We start from the raw sequence: 18,108 nt of genomic DNA, 5'->3' as shown, positions 1-18,108 counted from the left end.
GTCACCGCAGCCCGCCGCGTCTGCGTCGGCACCCGGCCGGGGGACCCTCGATGGTCCCCCGGCCGACCGGCGGGAGGGGCCAGGTCCCGTCCCGCGTCCCGCCGTCGGCGCCGGGCCCGACCCCTCAGGAGCACCATGCGAACCGCGCACCGGACCTGCCCGATCTGCGACGCCGTCTGCGGCCTGCGGCTCACCCTCGACGACCAGGACCACGTCACCTCCGTCCGCGGTGACCCCGACGACCCGTTCAGCGGCGGGTACGTCTGCCCGAAGGGGGCCAGCCTCGGCCGGCTCGACGAGGACCCGGACCGGCTGCGCGCGCCGATGGTCCGCGACGGGGACGAGTGGCGGGAGGTGAGCTGGGAGGAGGCGTTCCGTCGGGTCGACGAGGGCCTGAGCGGGGTGATCGCCGAACACGGCCGGGAGGCGTTGGCGGTGTACTTCGGCAACCCGACGTACCACACCATGGCGGGCTTCATGTACCGCGAGCCGCTGACCCAGGCGCTGGGCAGTCGCAACGTCTTCTCCGCCAGCACGATCGACCAGATCCCGAAGCACGTCTCGACCGGCTACATGTTCGGCGACCCGTTCGCCATCGCCGTGCCCGACGTGGACCGGACCGACCACCTGCTGATCATCGGGGCGAACCCGTTGGAGTCGCACGGCTCGCTCTGCGCGGCACCGGACTTCGCCGGCCGGTTGCGGGCGCTGCGGGCACGCGGTGGTCGGGTGGTCGTGGTCGACCCGCGCCGGACCCGGACCGCGGCGTTCGCCGACGAGCACCTGCCGGTCCGTCCCGGCACCGACGCGTTCCTGCTCTTCGGGATCGTGCACACCCTTTTCGCCGAGGGGCTGACCCGGGTCGACGTCGAGGTGGAGGGCCTCGACGAGATCCGCACCCTGGCCGGCGAGTTCGGCCCGGAGGCGGTGGCGCCGATCTGTGGGGTGAGCGCCGAGGACGTCCGGCGGCTCGCCCGCGACCTGGCCGCCGCCCCCACCGCCGCCGTCTACACCCGGGTGGGGACATCCACCGTGGAGTTCGGCACGTTGGCCCAGTGGCTGGTCGACGTGGTGAACATCCTCACCGGTAACTTCGACCGCCCCGGCGGGGTGATGTTCACCCGCACGGCGGCGCTGGAGATCTTCCGTACCGGGCAGCCGTTCAGCACGGGCCGCTGGCACAGCCGGGTCCGCAAGCTGCCGGAGGTGCTCGGGGAGATCCCGGTGGCGACCCTCGCCGACGAGATCGACACCCCGGGCGAGGGGCGGATCCGCGGGTTCGTCTGCATCGCCGGAAACCTGGTGCTCTCGGCGCCCAACGGGCCACGGCTGGACCAGTCGCTGCCCGAACTGGACTTCATGGTCGCGATCGACCCGTACCTCAACGAGACCACCCGGCACGCGGACGTCATCCTGCCGCCGCCGCGGATCCTCCAGATGCCGCACTACGACTTCCTGCTGCTGATCGTGACGGTCCGCAACTACACCCGTTTCTCGCCGCAGATCCTCCCACTGGCCCCGGGCCAGCCGTCCGAGGCCGAGATCATGGCTCGGCTGCTGCTGATCATCTCCGGGCAGGGCGCCGACGCCGACCCGGCGCTGGCCGACGAGGCGATCCTCGACGCGGTGCTGCGGGGCGGCACGTCCGTGCCGGGCTCACCGCTGGCCGGCGCGGACGTGGCGGAGTTGCGTGCCGAACTGACAGGTGACAGCGGCCCGGAGTTGATGCTCGACGCGATGCTGCGGCTCGGCCCGTACGACCTGTCGTTGGAGAAACTGCGGGCCAACCCGCACGGCATCGACCTGGGCCCGCTGGAACCACGCCTGCCGGAGCTGCTGCGCACCGCCTCGGGACGGGTCGAGCTTGCCCCGCCGCAGGTGACGGCGGACGTGGCGCGACTGCGGGCCCGCTCTGCCGGGCCGCAGCCGGAGTTCCTCCTGGTCGGCCGCCGTCAACTGCGCTCGAACAACAGCTGGCTGCACAACACCTCCACCCTGGTGGGCGGCAGCAACCGGTGCACCCTGCACGTCAACCCCGCCGACGTGGCCCGGCTCGGGCTCGACGGGCACGCCGTCGTGCGGTCCGCCGCCGGCGAGGTGGTCGTCGAGGTGGAGGCGAACGACACGGTCATGGCCGGCGTGGTGAGCCTGCCGCACGGCTGGGGGCACCGCCGCACCGGCCAGCGGCTGGCGGCCCGCGACCCCGGGGTCAACGCCAACGCCCTCACCGACGAGACAGTCGTGGACGTGCTGTCCGGCAACGCCGTGTTCAGCGGGGTCCCGGTGACGGTCGCCCCGGCGCCCGCGCCGACCGACTGACCCGCACGCCGAGACGCCCCCGTCCGACCCGGACGGGGGCGCCGCCGACAGAGGAATCCCCGGTGGGTGGCAACGCTGCCACCCACCGGGGAAAGCCGCCGACCGGCCGGCAGAGCCGGCGGCGGGGTCAACGGGGTACGGCCGGCGCACGCTCGCCACGTCGGGGGTACGCCCAGAGCCGCATCGCCGGCCGCTCGACGAGGCTGTAGAGCACCCAGGAGACGAGGATGCAGACCAGGTAGACGCCGATCAGGAAGGCGATGCCGGTGATCGTGTCGAACTGGTACGGCTGGTACGCCGCCCGCACGCCGAGCTGGCCGTTCACCGCGGCGTGCAGCAGGAAGAGGACATGCACGTGGACCAGGAAGAAGGCGTAGGAGATCTCACCGAGCCACACCATCGGCCGGTTGTTCAACAGGGAGGGGCGTCCGGCCACGTCGCCCGCCGCGGCGGCGGTGATCAGCAGGGCCATGGGCACGAGCAGCACCGACTGGTAGCCGTCCATCAGGCTCAGCGGCACGGTCGCCGCGTAGACCACCACGAGCAGCAGGGTCGGCAGCACGGTACGCAGACCGATCCAGCGACCCGACAGCAGGATCCGGGCCATCACCATGCCGACCAGGAACTCGAACAGCCGCGCCGGCGGGAAGAAGTAGACGAACCATTGTTCGGTCCAGCTCAGCGTCGTCGACATCGGGCTCGGCGGCCCGTCCGGCAGCACCGCTCGGGCGATCACCGGCAGCAGCATCGCGCCGGCGGTGAACAACCCGGCGGTGAGCCAGAGCCGCTGTGGCCGGATCCGGTTCACCAGCGGCAGCAGCGCCGGGAAGAGGGCGTAGAACAGCAGCTCGACCGAGAGCGACCAGGTGACGCCGTTGACGGCGAACAGGTGGTAGTTCGGATCCGGGAGGAAACCCTGGATGAGCGGAAGGCTGGCCAGGGTCGGCCCGAGCATGACCGGCAGACCGGCGACCAGCATCAACGCCAGCACGCCGAGATAGACAACCACGTGATTGGGGAAGATCTTGAAAAACCGTCGGCGGTAGAACGATCCGGTCCTGTCGGTCGACCGAGCCGACCAGGTGAGGACGAAACCACTGAGGACGAAGAAGAAGGCAACGCCGACGGAGCCGGTGTTGTGGGCGAGAATGCCATACACCTCGTTGACGTCGTCGTTGCGGAACATCGGGTGGATCAGCCCGTGCCCGATGAAAACCAGACTCGCGGCGATGATGCGCAGTGCGGTCAGGGATGGAAGTCTCGTCGGAACGGACTCCTTCGCCTGCGTCGCCGCCTCGTCTATCGCTGTCATATTCGCGGCCGTCCTTTCCAGGCGCCAGGCTTGTCTACACGGCTAACGCGACTGGTATTTGCGTTGCCGGCAATCTAGCAACGTGGATCCCCCGCCAGTTCTCTTGAATTGCGGATCTGCGGGTGGGCGCGGCCGGCGTGACCGGGCCGCCACACCGCCCATCGCAATCGGGAGGATGCGCAGGCCAGCCGTGGGACGAGACGGTTGACGGCGTCGTGTCAGCAGCAGACCGCGCCGTCGGCGGGACGAGAAGTTCCGCCTTTCCGCATGAGGGGTGGCCATGGCCGTGCCAACGAAGACCACATCGGAGCCGGGCTCGGCGGAGCTGCCGAGCTACCCGATTCCCCGGGAGTGCCCGTACCGGCCGTCGCCGGAGACGGCCCGACTCCGTGAGCCCGGACCGATCTCCAAGGTGCGGCTGTACGACGGCAAGGTCGCCTGGTTCATCACCGGGCCGACCGAGGCCCGCGCCCTGCTCGCCGACCGCCGGGTCTCCAACCGCTCGGACTTCCCCAACTATCCGGTGATGGACGAGCGCCACACCCGGATGCGGGCGACCCGCGAGATGGCCAAGGAGGAGGAGGGCGGCTTCGCCGGCGCCCTGTTCGGGGTGGACCCGCCGGAGCACACCCGGCAGCGGCAGATGCTCGTGCCGCGGTTCACCGTACGGCGGGTGGGTGTGCTCCGCCCCGAGATCGAACGTATCGTCGAGGAGTGCCTGGACGCCCTGATCGACGAGGGCTCGCCCGGCGACCTGGTGTCCACCTTCTCCACCCCGGTGCCGACGCGGGTGGTCTGCGCCTACCTCGGAGTGCCGTACGCCGACCGGGCCATCTTCGAGCCGCTGACCCGTGACCTGTTCGAGCCGGAACGGGCCGACGAGGCGATGGAGTGGCTGACCGCGTACCTGACCGGTCTGGTCGACGCGCGGCAGGCGCAACCGGCGACCGGCCTGATCGACGACCTCATCGCCGGCCAGGTCTCCAAGGGCACCCTGACACCGAAGGAGCTGGTCTCCTTCGCGATGGCGATCCTGGTGGCCGGCACCATCACCACGTCGAGCATCATCGGGTTGGGCACCCTGGCCCTGCTGGAGAACCCGGACCAGTACCAGCGCCTGGTGGCCGATCCCGACCTGGTGCCCGGGGCAGTCGAGGAGATGCTGCGGCACATCTCGCTTGTCGAGCAGCTCGCCCGGGTGGCCGTCGAGGACATCGAGATCGGCGGGCACGTGATCCGCGCCGGAGACGGCATCCTGGTCAGTTTCGCCGGCGCCAACCTCGACCCCACCGTCACCAGTCACCCGGACACCCTGGACGTCACCCGGCCACCGTCGAACCACCTCGCCTTCAGCTACGGCATCCACCACTGCCTCGGGCACAACCTGGCCCGACTGGAGCTGGACATCGCGTTCCGCGCCCTGGTCCGGCGGCTGCCCGGCCTCCGGCTCGCGGTGCCGGCCGCGCAGATCCCCACCTTCCAGAGCGGGGACGTCCAGCGTCTGGCCTGCCTGCCCGTCGTCTGGTGAACCGCCCTCCGACCGCCACGCCGGGCGCCCCGTCCGGCGACCTGCCCACCCGCCGCAGTCCACGAGGAGTCCGATGCACAACCCAGACGGCGCGGTCGCGCTGAGCACCGAGGTGTTCGCCAATCCGTTGGCGCTGCTCACCGAGTTGGGCGAGCGGCGACCGGTTCACCGGGTGACCCTGCCGGACGGCATGCCCTCCGTCCTGGTCACCGGCAACCGTGAGGCGCGGGAGGCGTTGTCCGATCCCAGGTTGGTCCGCAGTGTCGAGGCCGCCGATCCGGAGCTGCACAAGTACCACCCGCTGGCCAGTGACGACTACCCGCTCTCGCGGCACATGCTCTTCGCGGACCCGCCGGACCACGCGCGGCTGCGGCGGCTGGTGTCCAAGGCGTTCACCCGCCGCCGGGTGGAGCAGATGAAGCCGCGGATCCAGGAGATCACCGATCGGCTGCTCGACACCGTGATCGCGCAGGGACAGGCCGACCTCGTCCAGGATCTGGCGCTGCCACTGCCGATCGCGGTGATCAGCGAGATGCTCGGCGTCCCGTTCGAGGACCGCGCCGAGTTCGAGCACCACGCCGAGACGTTGACCGGCATCAACGCCTCGGCCAGCTTCGACTCCATCATCGCCGCCGGCACGTGGTTCGACAGGTACCTCGGCGACCTGGTCGAGCTACGGCGCCAGGACCCCCGCGACGACCTGATCTCGGCCATGATCGCCGCGCAGGAGCAGGGGGACCGGCTCAGCGACCTGGAGCTGCGCTCCAACGCCCTGCTGCTGCTCAGCGCCGGGTTCGAGACGACCGTCAACCTGGTGGCCAACGGGCTGCTGGCGTTGCTGCGTCATCCCGAGGCCGCCGCGCTGCTGCGGGTCACCCCGGCGCTGATGCCCAACGCCGTCGACGAGCTGCTGCGCTACGACAGCCCGGTCTCGTGCGTGACCTACCACTTCGCCCGGGAGGCGCTGGAGATCGGTGGCTTCGAGATCCATCCCGGCGAGCACGTGGTGATCGCCGCCGCGGTGGCGAACCACGACCCGTCGGTCTTCACCGACCCCGGTCGGCTCGACGTGCGCCGCGAGAACAAGGGGCAGATCCTCAGCTTCAGCCACGGCATCCACTTCTGCCTCGGGGCGCCACTGGCCAAGCTGGAGGGTGAGGTGGCGTTCGAGACGGTCCTGCGCCGGTTGGAGGGCCTCGCGCTCGCCGTACCGGCCGACGACCTGACGTGGAAGGCGAGCTTCGTCCTGCACCGCCTGGAGCGGCTGCCGGTGACGTTCACGCCGCGCCCCTGAGCGGGCTGCTGACGGCCGTCCGGCCGCTGACCCGGTGACCCGGGTCAGTGGCCGTCGTCGTGCCGGCCCAGGTGGGCCAGGAGCCGGGCCTGCTCGTCGGCGTCGTCCGGCGGCGGCACCGCCGGCCCGAAGCCGAACCGGACCTCCTCCTCGCCGACGAGCTCGATCGTGCGCCAGAGGTGGTCCACGTCGGCCGGGTCGAGGTGTGCCCGCCACCCGAGGGCGCGCGCCAGGTCCCAGTGGTGCACCACCAGTTCCATGCCGATCGCCCGGTCGACGACCTGCGCGTACGTCCAGTCGCCGAGCCGTCCGCCGATCCGCGTGCCGGCGACGTCGGAGTCGGCGAGCGCGGCGAGCACCTGCTCCCGGATCGCGTACCACGCGCCGGACGGGTCCTCGGTCAGCGACGGCGTGGGCCGCGGTGTCACCCCGACCCGGCCGAAGTGGATGAGGTTCATCTCGGCGACGTGGGCCACCAGGTCGCGTACCGTCCAGTTCCCGCAGGGCGTCGGGGCACCCCAGTCGGCGTCCGGCACCGTCGCGACGGTGCCGGCGAAGGTCTCCACCCGGCGTACGTACCGGTCCGCGACCTCGTCCATCCCGGCACTATAGGGCGCAAGCGGTGACGCGAGGGTCCACACACGCCGGTGCCCGGCATCGGCGGGGACAGCCGTTACCGGGCACCGGGGATCAGGATCGGTCAACTGGGGTTGACCTTGCCGGCCTCGACATCCAGCCGGGACAGCACGTCCACGATCGCCGAGGACGCCCGCTTGGCCTGCTGGTCGTCGAGGACCAGCGGCGGCGAGAGCACAAGCGTCGGGCCGTAGTTGCGGGTGATGACCCGGTGGTTCTCGTAGAGCTCGTCGGCGACGGCGAGGGCGAGGTCCGGCGCGACCGGCTCCCGCGTCTCGGGGTTGCTGACCAGCTCGATGCCGACGGTGGCGCCTTCGACCCGGATCTCGCCGACGGCCGGCAGCGCCGCGGCCGGCGCCAGCCCGGCCCGCAGCCAGTCGCCGATCTGCAGCGACCGCTTCACCAGCCCCTCGTTCTCCAGCAGGTCCAGGTTGGCGAGCGCCACCGCACACGCCGTGGGGTGACCGGAGTAGGTGTGGCCGTGGAAGAAGCTGGCCTGCCCGGCGGCCATCACGTCGGCCACCCGGTCGCGCATCAGCACCGCGCCAAGCGGCAGGTAACCGCTGGTGAGGCCCTTCGCCGTGACGATGATGTCGGCGTCCATGCCGCGCTCGGCCGAGTCGAACCAGGCGCCGGTACGCCCGAACGCGGTGATCACCTCGTCGGCGATCAGCAGGATGCCGTAGCCGGTGAGCAGCTCGCGCACCCGCGGCCAGTAGTCGGAGGGCGGGGCGATCACACCGCCGCCGCCGAGAATCGGCTCACCGATCATCGCCGCGACGTTCTCCGGGCCCAGTCGCTCGATCGTCGCCTCCAGCTCCTGCAGGAGGAAGTCGGTCGGGTCCGCGCCGCCGTACATCTCGCTGTGGTACGGGTACGGCGGGGTGACCTTCTCCACGTGCGGCAGGTTCGGGCCGACGCCGACCTGCATGTCCGGGATGCCGGTCGCGGTGCCACCGCCGAGCGTGGCGCCGTGGTACCCGAAGTGCCGGGCGATGATCCAGTTGCGCTCGGTCTGCCCACGGCGGTGGTGGAACAGCCGCGCCAGCTTGATGGCGGTGTCCACGCCCTCGGACCCGCCGGAGGTGTAGAAGACGCGGTTGACGTCACCCGGGGCGAGGTCGGCCAGGCGCTGGGCGAGCAGCGCGGACTTGTCGTTGCCGAACTCGAAGAAGCTGGTGAAGTGGGCCAGCTCGGTGATCTGCGCGGCGGCCGCCTCGGCCAGCTCCCGGCGGCCGTGGCCGACCTGGGCGACCCAGATGCCGCCGCCGAGCATGTCGAGCAGCTCCCGCCCCTCGGCGTCCCAGACGGTGGAGCCGACACCGCGCACGATCATGCGGCGGAACGGCCGCTGGTCACGCTGGTGGGAGTGCAGGACAAAGCGCTTGTCCAACTCCTCCAGCTCGGCACCGGACACGGCGCGCCCGGCTCTGGACGTAGAAATCGTCACGTGACTACTCCCTCGTTGCAGACGATGCGGGCTTCCCGGAACGTGGTGACGACGACCGCGTGGGCAGAGCTCCACTGTGGGCGCTGCCCCGCCGGTCGGCCGGGGCGGTGGACTCCCCGAAACAATGGCAGCCGCTCGGGGCCCAAACATCTTCCGGCGTGCGCAGCGGCGGTCCCGGTCACGTCGGCGGCCCGGTCGGGGAAATAAGCATTCTGGAAGATGCACGCCGGTCGGGCGGCTGATTACCGTACGCGTTCGAGATGACGGTGATGACGCAGAGCGGAATTGGCGCCGCATTTACCAGAATGGGGGAGAACATGCCCGTACGGGGCGGAAAGACAACCACTGCGGTGGTCGCGATGATGCTGGTGTTCGCCGCCGGGTGCGCCGACGGCGGCTCGGGTGGCGACGACGCCAAGGCCGAGGTGCCGGCCCCGGTCACATCGAAGGCGCCGGCCGACCTCAAGGACCTGCTGACCAACCCACACGACGACCAGAGCAAGGACGAGGTGCTGACCTTCGACTTCAAGCAGGTCGCGGAGAAGTCGCTGCTGGCACCCCCGAAGGGGATGGCCTTCACCCCGGACTCGTGCGTCAACTACGTGACCATCGGCGACGCCGCCAACACCCCCCTGCAGACCGCGCCGGCGGCCACCATCGCCGGACTGAACGGATACATGCAGTTCAACACCGCGAGCCCGGTGGGCAAGGACCACAACCTGGGCCACGACAACTTCTTCGCGCAGTTCGTGGTCGAGCTGCCGGAGGGGCCGAAGCTGGACGCCATGCACAAGGCGGCGACGGAGTGCGCCAAGGGTGACATCACGCTGGACGGCAAGGTCCCGGGCACGCTGAGCAACGTCGACTTCCAGACGCCGTCCCTGGCGGGCGCGCAGACCAAGGGCCTGATCCAGCGGATCACCTTCCCGCCGCAGAAGGACAAGGCGGGCACCGACGTGCTCAAGACGTTCTACGGTGGCGTCGAGCCGAACGGCGGGATCGACCGCCCCAAGCACATCGTGATGGTGGTGATGGGCAACGTGCTGTACTACGGCATCGTCACCGACCTGGCCACCGCCAACAAGATGGCCGCCAACTTCCACCGGCTGGCCAGCACACGCGGCATCTCCTGAGCCGACCCCCTCCGTGCCCACGCCCACTGCGGGCGTGGGCACGGTCGTGTCCGCGGGAAGGTCGCCCTCGGCCGGGAGAGAAATCGACCGGGGCAACACAGAAGATGCCCGCCCCGCTGTTGAATGCCACCATTACCTCGTGGCCGATAAGGCGAAGAACAGTCGGCACACTATTCTCGGAGATTGCTGACCAACGGTTCGCCACCATTCCCTTTTTGAGGCCGTAGCGCCTCACCCTGCCACCTTGTTTGTCCTTTTTCGACGAATGAGGAAATGGCACTGGCGGGGGTGTGAGGGCCGCGCAGAACCGCTGACAGCCTCCCCGGTTTCGCTCGACAGGCAGGAGATGGTAGCCGTGGGTTCCGAAGTTGGAAATCGCGTGGTGGTGCTCGGCGGGAGCATCACCGCGCTGTTCGCCGCCAGCGCGCTCAGCGAAGGCTACCGGGAGGTCGTCCTGGTCGACCGCGACGAGCTGATCGACGTCTGGGATGCGCGGCGGGGCGCGCCGCAGGGCCGGCACATCAACGGCCTCATCGCCCGGGGCTCCCGGGCCATGGAAGACCTGTTCCCCGAGATCACCGCTCAGATGGTCACCGCCGGTTGCCCGCTGACCGACCTGGCCGGCACGGTCAAGTGGTACATGAACGGCAGGGCACTGGCGCAGACCCGGGCCGGCCTGACCTGCGTCGCCGCCCGGCGACCGGTCATGGAGGCGCACGTGCGGCGGCGGATCGCCGCGCTGAAGAACGTCACCTTCATGGAGCGCACCGACATCACCGGACTGGTGTTCAGCGCGGACAAGTCCCGGGTCATCGGCGCGCGGGTGCAGCGCCAGGGCGAGGGCAACCACGAGGAGACACTCACCGCCGACCTCGTCGTCGACGCCACCGGGCGGGGCTCGCGCACCCCGGTCTGGCTGGAGGCCCAGGGCTACCAGCGCGTGCCGGAGGAGGGCACGAAGATCGGGCTCGGCTACGTCACGCGGCACTACAAGCTGCGTCACGACCCGTTCGGCACCAGCCACTCGATCATTTCGGTGGCATCGCCGGACAACCCCCGAGGCGCCATCTTCACCAAGTCCGACGGCGGCCGGGTCGAGCTGACCACCTACGGCATCATGGGCGACCACCCGCCCACCGACCCGGAGGGCTTCAACCAGTTCGTCAAGTCGCTGTCCGCGCCGGAGATCTACGAGGGCATCTCCGACGCCGAACCGCTCGACGACCCGGTGCTGTTCAAGTTTCCCACCACGCTGCGCCGGCGCTACGAGCTGATGTCCCGCTTCCCCGACGGCCTGCTGGTGCTCGGCGACGCGGTCTGCACCCCGAACCCGGTGTTCGCCCAGGCGCAGACGCTTGCCGCCCTGGAGGCGCTGGCGCTCCGGGACCTGCTGCGCACGGGCCAGGCCCCCCGCTCGAAGGACTTCATGCGGACGGTCGGGCGGATCATCGACCCGGCCTGGGAGATGACCGAGGCGATCAACCTCACCTTCCCCGACGTCGAGGGCAAACGCACCCGCAAGGTGCAGGTGCTGCACGCCTACATGAAGCGCCTGCAGTTGGCCGCCACCAAGGACGCCAGTCTCACCGAGGCGTTCATGCGCTCCGCCGGTCTGGTCGACCCGCTGGAGGCCCTGCTGCGCCCGAGCGTGGTCTGGCGGGTGATGCGTCACTCACGGGCCGAGATGCCGCTGCTCGGCGGTCGGATCTGACCCACACCGGTCACCCGGGGGCTTGGTCGCTTCCCGGTGTGACCGACACCGCCGGTACGCCGGCGCGCCGGACCCCGTCCCGCCCGGGACGGGGTCCGTTCGTCATGGCGGACGGCGCGTGTCGAACCGCCCCCGACGCTCGCCGGGAGCACGTATCCTCCGACGAGGCGCCGACCCGGCGCGCCGCGCCGGCGGCTCCGGGGGCGCCCGGCGGCGTACCCGGCCGCCCCGTCGGCCACCAGCGACAGCTCGCCCGAGGGGGGACCATGACCACCCGCAAGCCCAGCGAGGCCCGGATCCGGACCCGGATGGCCCGGACCGGCGAGAGTTACGCGACCGCGCGTGCCGGCCTGTCCGGCGCCCGGACGTCGCCGAAGCCCGCGACCGACGCCGGCTGGGCGCTACGGGGTGGGCTGCACGCCGAGACCTCCAACGTGACGAACATGCTGACCCATCTGGGCGCCGACAACACCGAGGCGCACCTGAGCGAGGCGATGCTGCTCGGCGTCGGGGGCGGCCTCGGCGCCGGCTACATGCTCTGGGAGATCAAGGGGCAGACACCGAACCTGTTCCTGGGATTCCGGTACCGGTGGACGTTCCACGACTGGGCCGAGCGCACCATGGACCGGCTCGGCGTCGGCTACCAGGTGAAGACGACCGGCAGCAGCAAGGCCGCCGCCACCACGTTGCACGAGCAGCTCACCGACGGCAACCCGGTCCTCATCGCACCGGACCGGCAGCTGGTCGGCTACTGGCACCTGCCCGCGGAGCCCGCCCTGGCCGGCCGCGGCCGGCCCGTCTTCTCCGGCGCCCGACGCAGCCCCCTGGTGGCGTACGCGGTCACCGACGACGGCATCCGGGTCGACGACCGCAACCTCGCCCCGCTCACCGTCGACGGCGACACCCTCGCCGAGGCTCGGGCCCGGGTCAGCTCCACCAAGAACCGCATGATCGTGGTGCACACGGTGCCCGAGACGTTCGCGCTGGCCGACGCCGTACGGGCCGGCATCGCCGACTGCGTCGCCCACCTGGACGCCAAGGCGGCCACCGTGGCGTTGCCGGCGTGGAGCAAGTGGAGCCGCCTGGTCACCGACCAGCGCAACGCCAAGGGCTGGCCCAAGCTGTACGGCAAGGCCGGGATGGCCACCACGCTGCTGTCGGTCTGGGAGCACGTCGAGCCGGCCGGGCTCACCGGCGGCAACCTGCGCGACCTGTACGCCGACTTCCTGGACGAGGCGGCGCCCCTGCTCGGCGACTCCGCCGACGCGGCGGCGGACGCGGCGCAACTGTTCCGCCAGTCCGCCCGGCTGTGGCACGACATCGCCGAGACGGCGTTGCCCTGGGACGTCCCCGAGTACGCTCGGTTGCGGGAGCTGGTCACCACCATCTCCGCCGGTGTCGCGGCCGGCGACCCCGCCGTCGCCGAACGCACCGAGGCCGCCGAGACGCTGTGGGACCTGATCGGCGAGTACGACCGCAAGCCGCCAGCCGAGCCCGATCTGGCCCGGTTGTCCGAGCAGATCCAGGCGGTCTACGACACCGAGCGGGAGGCCGTCGGGGCGCTGCGCCACGTGGTGGGCTGAGCCCTACCGGTCGCGCAGCCCGTCGCGCAGCCCGCGCAGGTCGTGGAACGAGTCGAGGTCGTCGACCAGCCAGCCGTCGAGGTCGTACTCGCTCAGGCACTTGTCGACGAACGCCTTGTAGCCGTCCAGTTCGCCACCGAGGATCTGGGCGTTGAGCAGCTCGACGCGGGTGTTCTCGTGGTTGCCGGCGTAGTTGCGCTCGTACAACTCGTGCCGGGCACCGAACTCGGAGCCGACCGCGTCCCAGAGCAGCTTCATCAGCTTGACCCGCTCGACCGCCTCGACGCCGCCCGACCCGCGGACGTACTTGTCGAGGTACTGGCGCAGGTCCGGGTTGGCGAAGTCCTCCGCGCTGGAGTTGACGTAGATGAGGCCGCTGGCCACGTCCTGCAGGACGATCTCCCGTACCCGGGCGTAGCCGACCTGCATGAACCAGCGGTACGCCATGCCGTACGCCGGGTTGGGCAGGACCGCGCCGTTGTGCCACGGCACCGGGTTGCGGGCGGCCGCGTCGGAGAGCCCCCAGAACAGGTTGCGCCAGGCGAGCACCTCCCCCAGCCGGCTCTGCACGCCCCGGAAGTCGGACGTGCCGGTGGTGTCCAGGGCCTTGGCCAGCAGGCCGGCGATGAACTCGAGCTTCACGGCGAGGCGCGTGCATCCGTGGAAGGTGAAGCGCTCGGTGAAGCCGGACCGGCCGGCGAACATCTGCACCTTGCCGAGGTCCCCGTAGATGAACACGTTCTCCCAGGGAATGAGGACCTTGTCCAGCACCAGGATCGTGTCGTTCTCGTCCAGCCGGGACGAGAGCGGGTAGTCGAACGGGCTGCCCATGACGGCGGCGGTGGCCGAGTAGGACGGTCGGCAGATCAGCTTCATCCCCGGCGCGTCCATCGGCACGGTCGCGACCAGGGCGAACTCCCGCTTGCGTACCGGAAGTCCGTAGTGCGCCAGGAAGTTGTGGTGGGTCAGCGCCGAGGCGGTGGCGACCACCTTGGCACCGCTGACGATCACCCCGGCGTCGGTCTCGCGTTCCACGTGGACGAAGACGTCGGAGACCTCGTCCGGTGGCCGGGACCGGTCCACCGGCGGGTGCACGATGGCGTGGTTCCAGTAGAGGACCTTCTCCTGCGCCTCGCGGTACCAGCGGCGCGCGTTGTCGGCGAACGGATCGTAGAAGTCCGCGTTCGCCCCGAGGGTGCCGAGGAACGCCGCCTTGTAGTCCGGGCTGCGTCCCATCCAGCCGTAGCTCAACCGGGCCCACGCCGCGATGGCCTGCTGGTCGGCCACGAGGTCCTCGGCCGAGTGGGGGGTGGTGAAGAACCGGTGCGTCCAGCCCTCGCTGCCGGTGTCCGTCGGCGCGGTCAGCACCGCGCGGGACCCCGGGTCGTGTAGCGCGTCGTAGAGCCGGGCGGTCATCCGTACCGGGTTGCGGAAGGCGGGATGCCGGGTGACGTCCCGTACCCGGTCGCCGTAGAGGTAGATCTCCCGTCCGTCGCGCAGGGACTCGACGTACTCGTCACCGGTCATCGGGCGGGTCCGGCGGACGTCGGTCGCCGGACGGTCAGCCAACTCGGTCATGGATCGCCTTTCGCCGGGCCGGGCGGGCCGCCGGCGGGACGGACCGGGCAGCCGTCGCTCCTTGTCTGGTCCGCATCCAGCATGGTGAGCGCCGGACAGCGGGACAAGGTCGTACGCCGCAGAGCGCAACCGGGAAGACGCTGGTGGTCGCGTCCGACGATCCGGGACACCCGAGTCGCGGGGAGCGATGACTTTTTCCCGGGCCTGCCGTCTCAACAGTGAGCCGCAGGACAGCGCGGCCGATATCGAGAGGACCAAGACCATGACTACAGTCGACGGGCAGGCGGGCGCAGCCGCCGACCCGGCCGTGGCTCCTCGGGCCACCTGGCGGGAGTGGCTCGGCCTGGCCGTGATGTGCCTGCCCACCATGTTGACGACGGTGGACCTCAACGTCATGTTCCTGGCGTTGCCACACGTCACCGCGGATCTGGGGCCGAGCAGCACCCAGCAGTTGTGGATCTCCGACATCTACGGGTTCCTGATCGCCGGCTTCCTGGTCACGATGGGGACGCTGGGCGACCGGTTCGGTCGCAAGAAGGTTCTGCTGTTCGGCGGCGCGGCCTTCCTCGCGGCGTCGCTGCTGGCCGCGTTCGCGACCTCGACGATCGTCCTGATCGTCGCCCGCGCACTGCTCGGTGTGGCCGGCGCGACGCTGATTCCGTCGATCCTCGCGCTGCTCCGGTCGATGTTCAAGGACCCGAAGCAGATGGGCGCCGCGATGGGCCTCTGGGGCACGTCCCTGATGGCCGGTGTGGTGCTCGGCCCGGTGGTCGGCGGTCTGATGCTGGGCGCGTTCTGGTGGGGCTCGGTGTTCCTGCTCGCCGTCCCGATCATGGGTCTGCTGCTGATCGCCGGCCCGGTGCTGATCCCCGAGTCGAAGGACCCGACCGCGGGCCGTCTGGACCTGTTCAGCGTGGCGCTGTCGCTGCTGGCCATCCTGCCGTTCGTCTACGGTCTCAAGGAGCTGGCGCGCAACGGCTGGGAGCCGGTGCCGCTGGTCTCCCTCATCGCGGGTCTGGTCTTCCTCGCCGTCTTCCTGCGTCGGCAGGCCCAGCTGGCCCACCCGCTGCTGGACCTGAGCCTGTTCAAGATCCGCGCGCTCTCGACGGCCCTGACGATGGCCCTGATGATCGCCTTCGTCATGGGTGGCGCCGGTCTGATGGGCAGCCTCTACATGCAGATGGTCGAGGGTCTCACCCCGGTGCGGGTCGGCACCCTGCTGCTGATCCCGTCCGTCGTGATGATCGTCATCGGCAACCTGGCGCCGGCGATCGCCCGCAAGGTCCGTCCCGCGTACGTGCTCGCCGGCGGATCCCTGATCGCGGCGCTCGGCATGGTGGTGCTGACGCAGGTGGGGAGCACCGCCGGGTTGACCACCCTGCTGGTCGGTCTGGCGATCGTCTACGTCGGTGGCGCGTCCGTCGGCCCGATGACCCCGTTCCTGGTGATGTCGTCCACGCCGCCGGAGAAGGCCGGCGCCGCCGGGTCTCTCTCCTCGGCTGTCGGCGAGTTGGGCGTCGCCCTGGGTGTGGCCATCCTCGGCCTCATCGGCACCGCCACGTACCGGGGTCAGGTCAGCGTCCCGGGCGAGCTGCCGGCGGACGCGGCGAACACCGCCAAGGAGAGCATCGCGGGCGCCACCGTGGTGGCCGAGCAGGTCGGCGGCCCGGCCGCGGCTCCGCTGCTCGACTCGGCCCGCGACGCGTTCACCAGCGGTCTGAACACTGTCGCGCTGGTCTGCGTCTTCATCTTCATCGCCCTGGCCGTGGTCGCGCTCGTCGGGCTGCGGCACGTGCCGTCGCTCGGCGACATGCCGATGCCGGGCATGCCCCCGAAGGAGAAGAAGCCGGCACCGGACGCCGCCGGCTCGGCGCAGCCGGTGCACTGACGCACCGGTTCATCGCATCGCGGCCGCTCCGGTCACCCTCCGCGGGTGCCCGGGGCGGCCGGTGTGCCTGCTGGACGTACCCTCGCCCGGCGTCCGACGCCGGCGGGACATGCCGCGCCCCGGGCCGGTGCTCGGCCCGGGGCGGTGTCCGGCGGGTGGACGACGGTCAGGCGGTCGGCGGCACCGCCGTGTCGGCCGTGGCCGTGGCGAGGGACGGGCTGGCGGGCGGGGCGGCCGGGCGCAGTGGCGCGTGTCGCAACACCCGCAGCACCATCGACGGTCGCATCAGCGCCTGCGGTGGGTCGATCAGCCCGGCCACCCGCATGAAGCCGTCGGTCACCCGGGCGTCCCTGGTGGCCGCGTACTGCACGCGGGCCATGTAGGCGTTGCCGACCCGCACCTGCAGGGTGCGTCGACCCTGCACGCCCGGGAAGTCCAGGTCACCGCCTGCGGAGATGTCCCACGGGGTGTCGATCACCCGGGACATGTCGGCCATGAACGCGCCCGTCCGCGGCGGTCGTCCCAGCCGCAGGTGCTCCCGCAACGTCAGCGCCTCGATGGACGCGACGCTCATCCCCTGCCCGTAGACCGGGTTGAAGCTGCACACCGCGTCGCCCATGACGAGGAGCCGGTCGGGCATCCGGGTCAGCCGCTCGTAGCGCCGCCGGACGCTCGCCGGGAAGGTGAACGACACCGGGTCGTCGAGCGCCTCGGCGTCCCGCACCGCGTCGTACACGTCCGGCACCGGCAGCGAACGGACGAAAGCGAGGAAACCCTGCGGGTCGGTCGGCGGGTGGTCGCCCAGCACACCGGTCAGCGACAGGATGCACATGTCCCGGGCGACCTGCCCGAAGAACGCACCACGGGGGTGCGCGGGCGACGCGACCGGGTTGATCGACTGGACGCCGTCGAACATCTCCGGGCGCAGTCGGTAGTGCCGGGTGGTGTAGGCCAGCCCGACCTTGACCCGGTCCTCCTCCGGCCGCTGGTAGCCGAGTTCCGCCAGCCACGCCGGGGTACGCGAGCCCCGCCCGGTCGCGTCGACCACCAGGTCCGCATCCCACTCCTGCGGATGGGCGTCCGCGGCGCGCGGGCGGACCCGGACGCCGACGACGCGCTGCCGGTCGTCGGTGGTGACCAGGCCGAGGACATCGTGCTGCTCCAGGAACCGCACGTTGGGCAGGGCCGCCACCCGGCTGCGGACGTGGTGTTCCAGCACCGGCCGGGGCGCGGTCACCGAGACCAGGCCGGTGCGGGCGGGAAGGATCTTTCGGGCGTTGAAGAACCAGCGCATCTCGCCCAGGTCCCCGGTCGGCACGCCCTCGGCGGTCAGCTCGTCGGTGATGCCGGGGAAGAGTTCCTCCATGTTCAGGTGACCGCGGGCGTGCAGCCCGTGCGCGTGCACCGTGTGCGGTGCGCCGCGGCGGGGCTCGCGTACGCCCAGCAGCGTGTCCCGGTCGACGACCAGGACCTCGCCGTAGGACTCGGCCAGCACCCGGGCGGCGAGGACGCCGGCCATGCTGCCGCCCAGCACGACGGCGCGTCTACCGATCTCACTCACTGCCGCAACCTCCCTGACGACGACCGGTTCGATCGGCCGGCGGCGACGTGGCCCGTGACGTCGCGGCGGTCGCCGCGGGCCGCACGGCCAGCGTCACGGTCACCCGGTGCCGATC

The 18,108-nt window shown here is 71.0% G+C and carries 12 protein-coding genes; 7 read left to right on the top strand and 5 right to left on the bottom strand.

Going from position 1 to position 18,108, the window contains the following annotated elements:
* Positions 1–135: 135 nt before the first annotated feature.
* Positions 136–2,319, top strand: a complete 2,184-nt coding sequence (locus AB0C25_RS10580) for a molybdopterin oxidoreductase family protein (RefSeq protein WP_357371716.1) — start codon at positions 136–138, stop codon at positions 2,317–2,319.
* A gap of 127 nt (positions 2,320–2,446) precedes the next feature.
* Here AB0C25_RS10580 and AB0C25_RS10575 read toward each other — a convergent pair whose 3' ends face one another.
* On the bottom strand, positions 2,447–3,631 hold the full coding sequence (locus tag AB0C25_RS10575) for an acyltransferase (RefSeq protein ID WP_357371714.1): 1,185 nt from the start codon (positions 3,629–3,631) through the stop codon (positions 2,447–2,449).
* Between the two features lie 280 nt (positions 3,632–3,911).
* Between AB0C25_RS10575 and AB0C25_RS10570 the strand changes: the two genes are divergently transcribed.
* Both AB0C25_RS10570 and AB0C25_RS10565 read left to right on the top strand, forming a co-directional pair.
* Complete coding sequence (locus AB0C25_RS10570; RefSeq protein WP_357371712.1) at positions 3,912–5,159, top strand: cytochrome P450; 1,248 nt, start codon at positions 3,912–3,914, stop codon at positions 5,157–5,159.
* 73 nt (positions 5,160–5,232) lie between these two features.
* Positions 5,233–6,453 carry a cytochrome P450 gene (locus tag AB0C25_RS10565; protein WP_357371709.1) on the top strand — a complete coding sequence of 407 codons (1,221 nt, stop codon included), beginning with the start codon at positions 5,233–5,235 and terminating at the stop codon, positions 6,451–6,453.
* 44 nt (positions 6,454–6,497) lie between these two features.
* Here the strand turns inward: AB0C25_RS10565 and AB0C25_RS10560 are convergent, their stop codons facing one another.
* Together AB0C25_RS10560 and AB0C25_RS10555 are read right to left on the bottom strand one after the other, a co-directional pair.
* A complete protein-coding gene (locus tag AB0C25_RS10560; protein WP_357371707.1) occupies positions 6,498–7,052 on the bottom strand; it encodes a TIGR03086 family metal-binding protein in 555 nt (184 codons plus the stop codon).
* A 101-nt stretch (positions 7,053–7,153) separates the two neighbouring features.
* A complete protein-coding gene (locus tag AB0C25_RS10555; RefSeq protein ID WP_357371705.1) occupies positions 7,154–8,539 on the bottom strand; it encodes an aspartate aminotransferase family protein in 1,386 nt (461 codons plus the stop codon).
* A gap of 359 nt (positions 8,540–8,898) precedes the next feature.
* Between AB0C25_RS10555 and AB0C25_RS10550 the strand changes: the two genes are divergently transcribed.
* The 3 genes from AB0C25_RS10550 (at position 8,899) to AB0C25_RS10540 (ending at position 12,966) form a co-directional block, all read left to right on the top strand.
* Entirely contained in the window at positions 8,899–9,672 is a 774-nt protein-coding gene (locus AB0C25_RS10550; RefSeq protein ID WP_357371703.1) for a hypothetical protein, read from the top strand.
* Between the two features lie 355 nt (positions 9,673–10,027).
* On the top strand, positions 10,028–11,383 hold the full coding sequence (locus tag AB0C25_RS10545; protein ID WP_357371701.1) for an FAD-binding monooxygenase: 1,356 nt from the start codon (positions 10,028–10,030) through the stop codon (positions 11,381–11,383).
* Between the two features lie 266 nt (positions 11,384–11,649).
* Positions 11,650–12,966, top strand: a complete 1,317-nt coding sequence (locus AB0C25_RS10540; RefSeq protein ID WP_357371699.1) for a DUF4872 domain-containing protein — start codon at positions 11,650–11,652, stop codon at positions 12,964–12,966.
* A 3-nt stretch (positions 12,967–12,969) separates the two neighbouring features.
* Here AB0C25_RS10540 and AB0C25_RS10535 read toward each other — a convergent pair whose 3' ends face one another.
* Positions 12,970–14,544 carry a 4-hydroxyphenylacetate 3-hydroxylase N-terminal domain-containing protein gene (locus AB0C25_RS10535; RefSeq protein WP_357371697.1) on the bottom strand — a complete coding sequence of 525 codons (1,575 nt, stop codon included), beginning with the start codon at positions 14,542–14,544 and terminating at the stop codon, positions 12,970–12,972.
* A 262-nt stretch (positions 14,545–14,806) separates the two neighbouring features.
* Here AB0C25_RS10535 and AB0C25_RS10530 point away from each other — a divergent pair, with 262 nt between their 5' ends.
* Positions 14,807–16,432 carry an MFS transporter gene (locus AB0C25_RS10530; protein ID WP_357371695.1) on the top strand — a complete coding sequence of 542 codons (1,626 nt, stop codon included), beginning with the start codon at positions 14,807–14,809 and terminating at the stop codon, positions 16,430–16,432.
* 166 nt (positions 16,433–16,598) lie between these two features.
* On the opposite strand, the gene AB0C25_RS10525 is transcribed toward AB0C25_RS10530, so the two are convergent.
* A complete protein-coding gene (locus tag AB0C25_RS10525; RefSeq protein WP_357371693.1) occupies positions 16,599–17,993 on the bottom strand; it encodes an FAD-dependent monooxygenase in 1,395 nt (464 codons plus the stop codon).
* Positions 17,994–18,108: the final 115 nt, after the last annotated feature.

The organism is Micromonospora sp. NPDC048839, from assembly GCF_040649915.1.
GTDB lineage: Bacteria > Actinomycetota > Actinomycetes > Mycobacteriales > Micromonosporaceae > Micromonospora.
The sequence above is the reverse complement of the archived record's forward strand: the minus strand, read 5'-3'. Positions and strand labels throughout refer to the sequence as shown.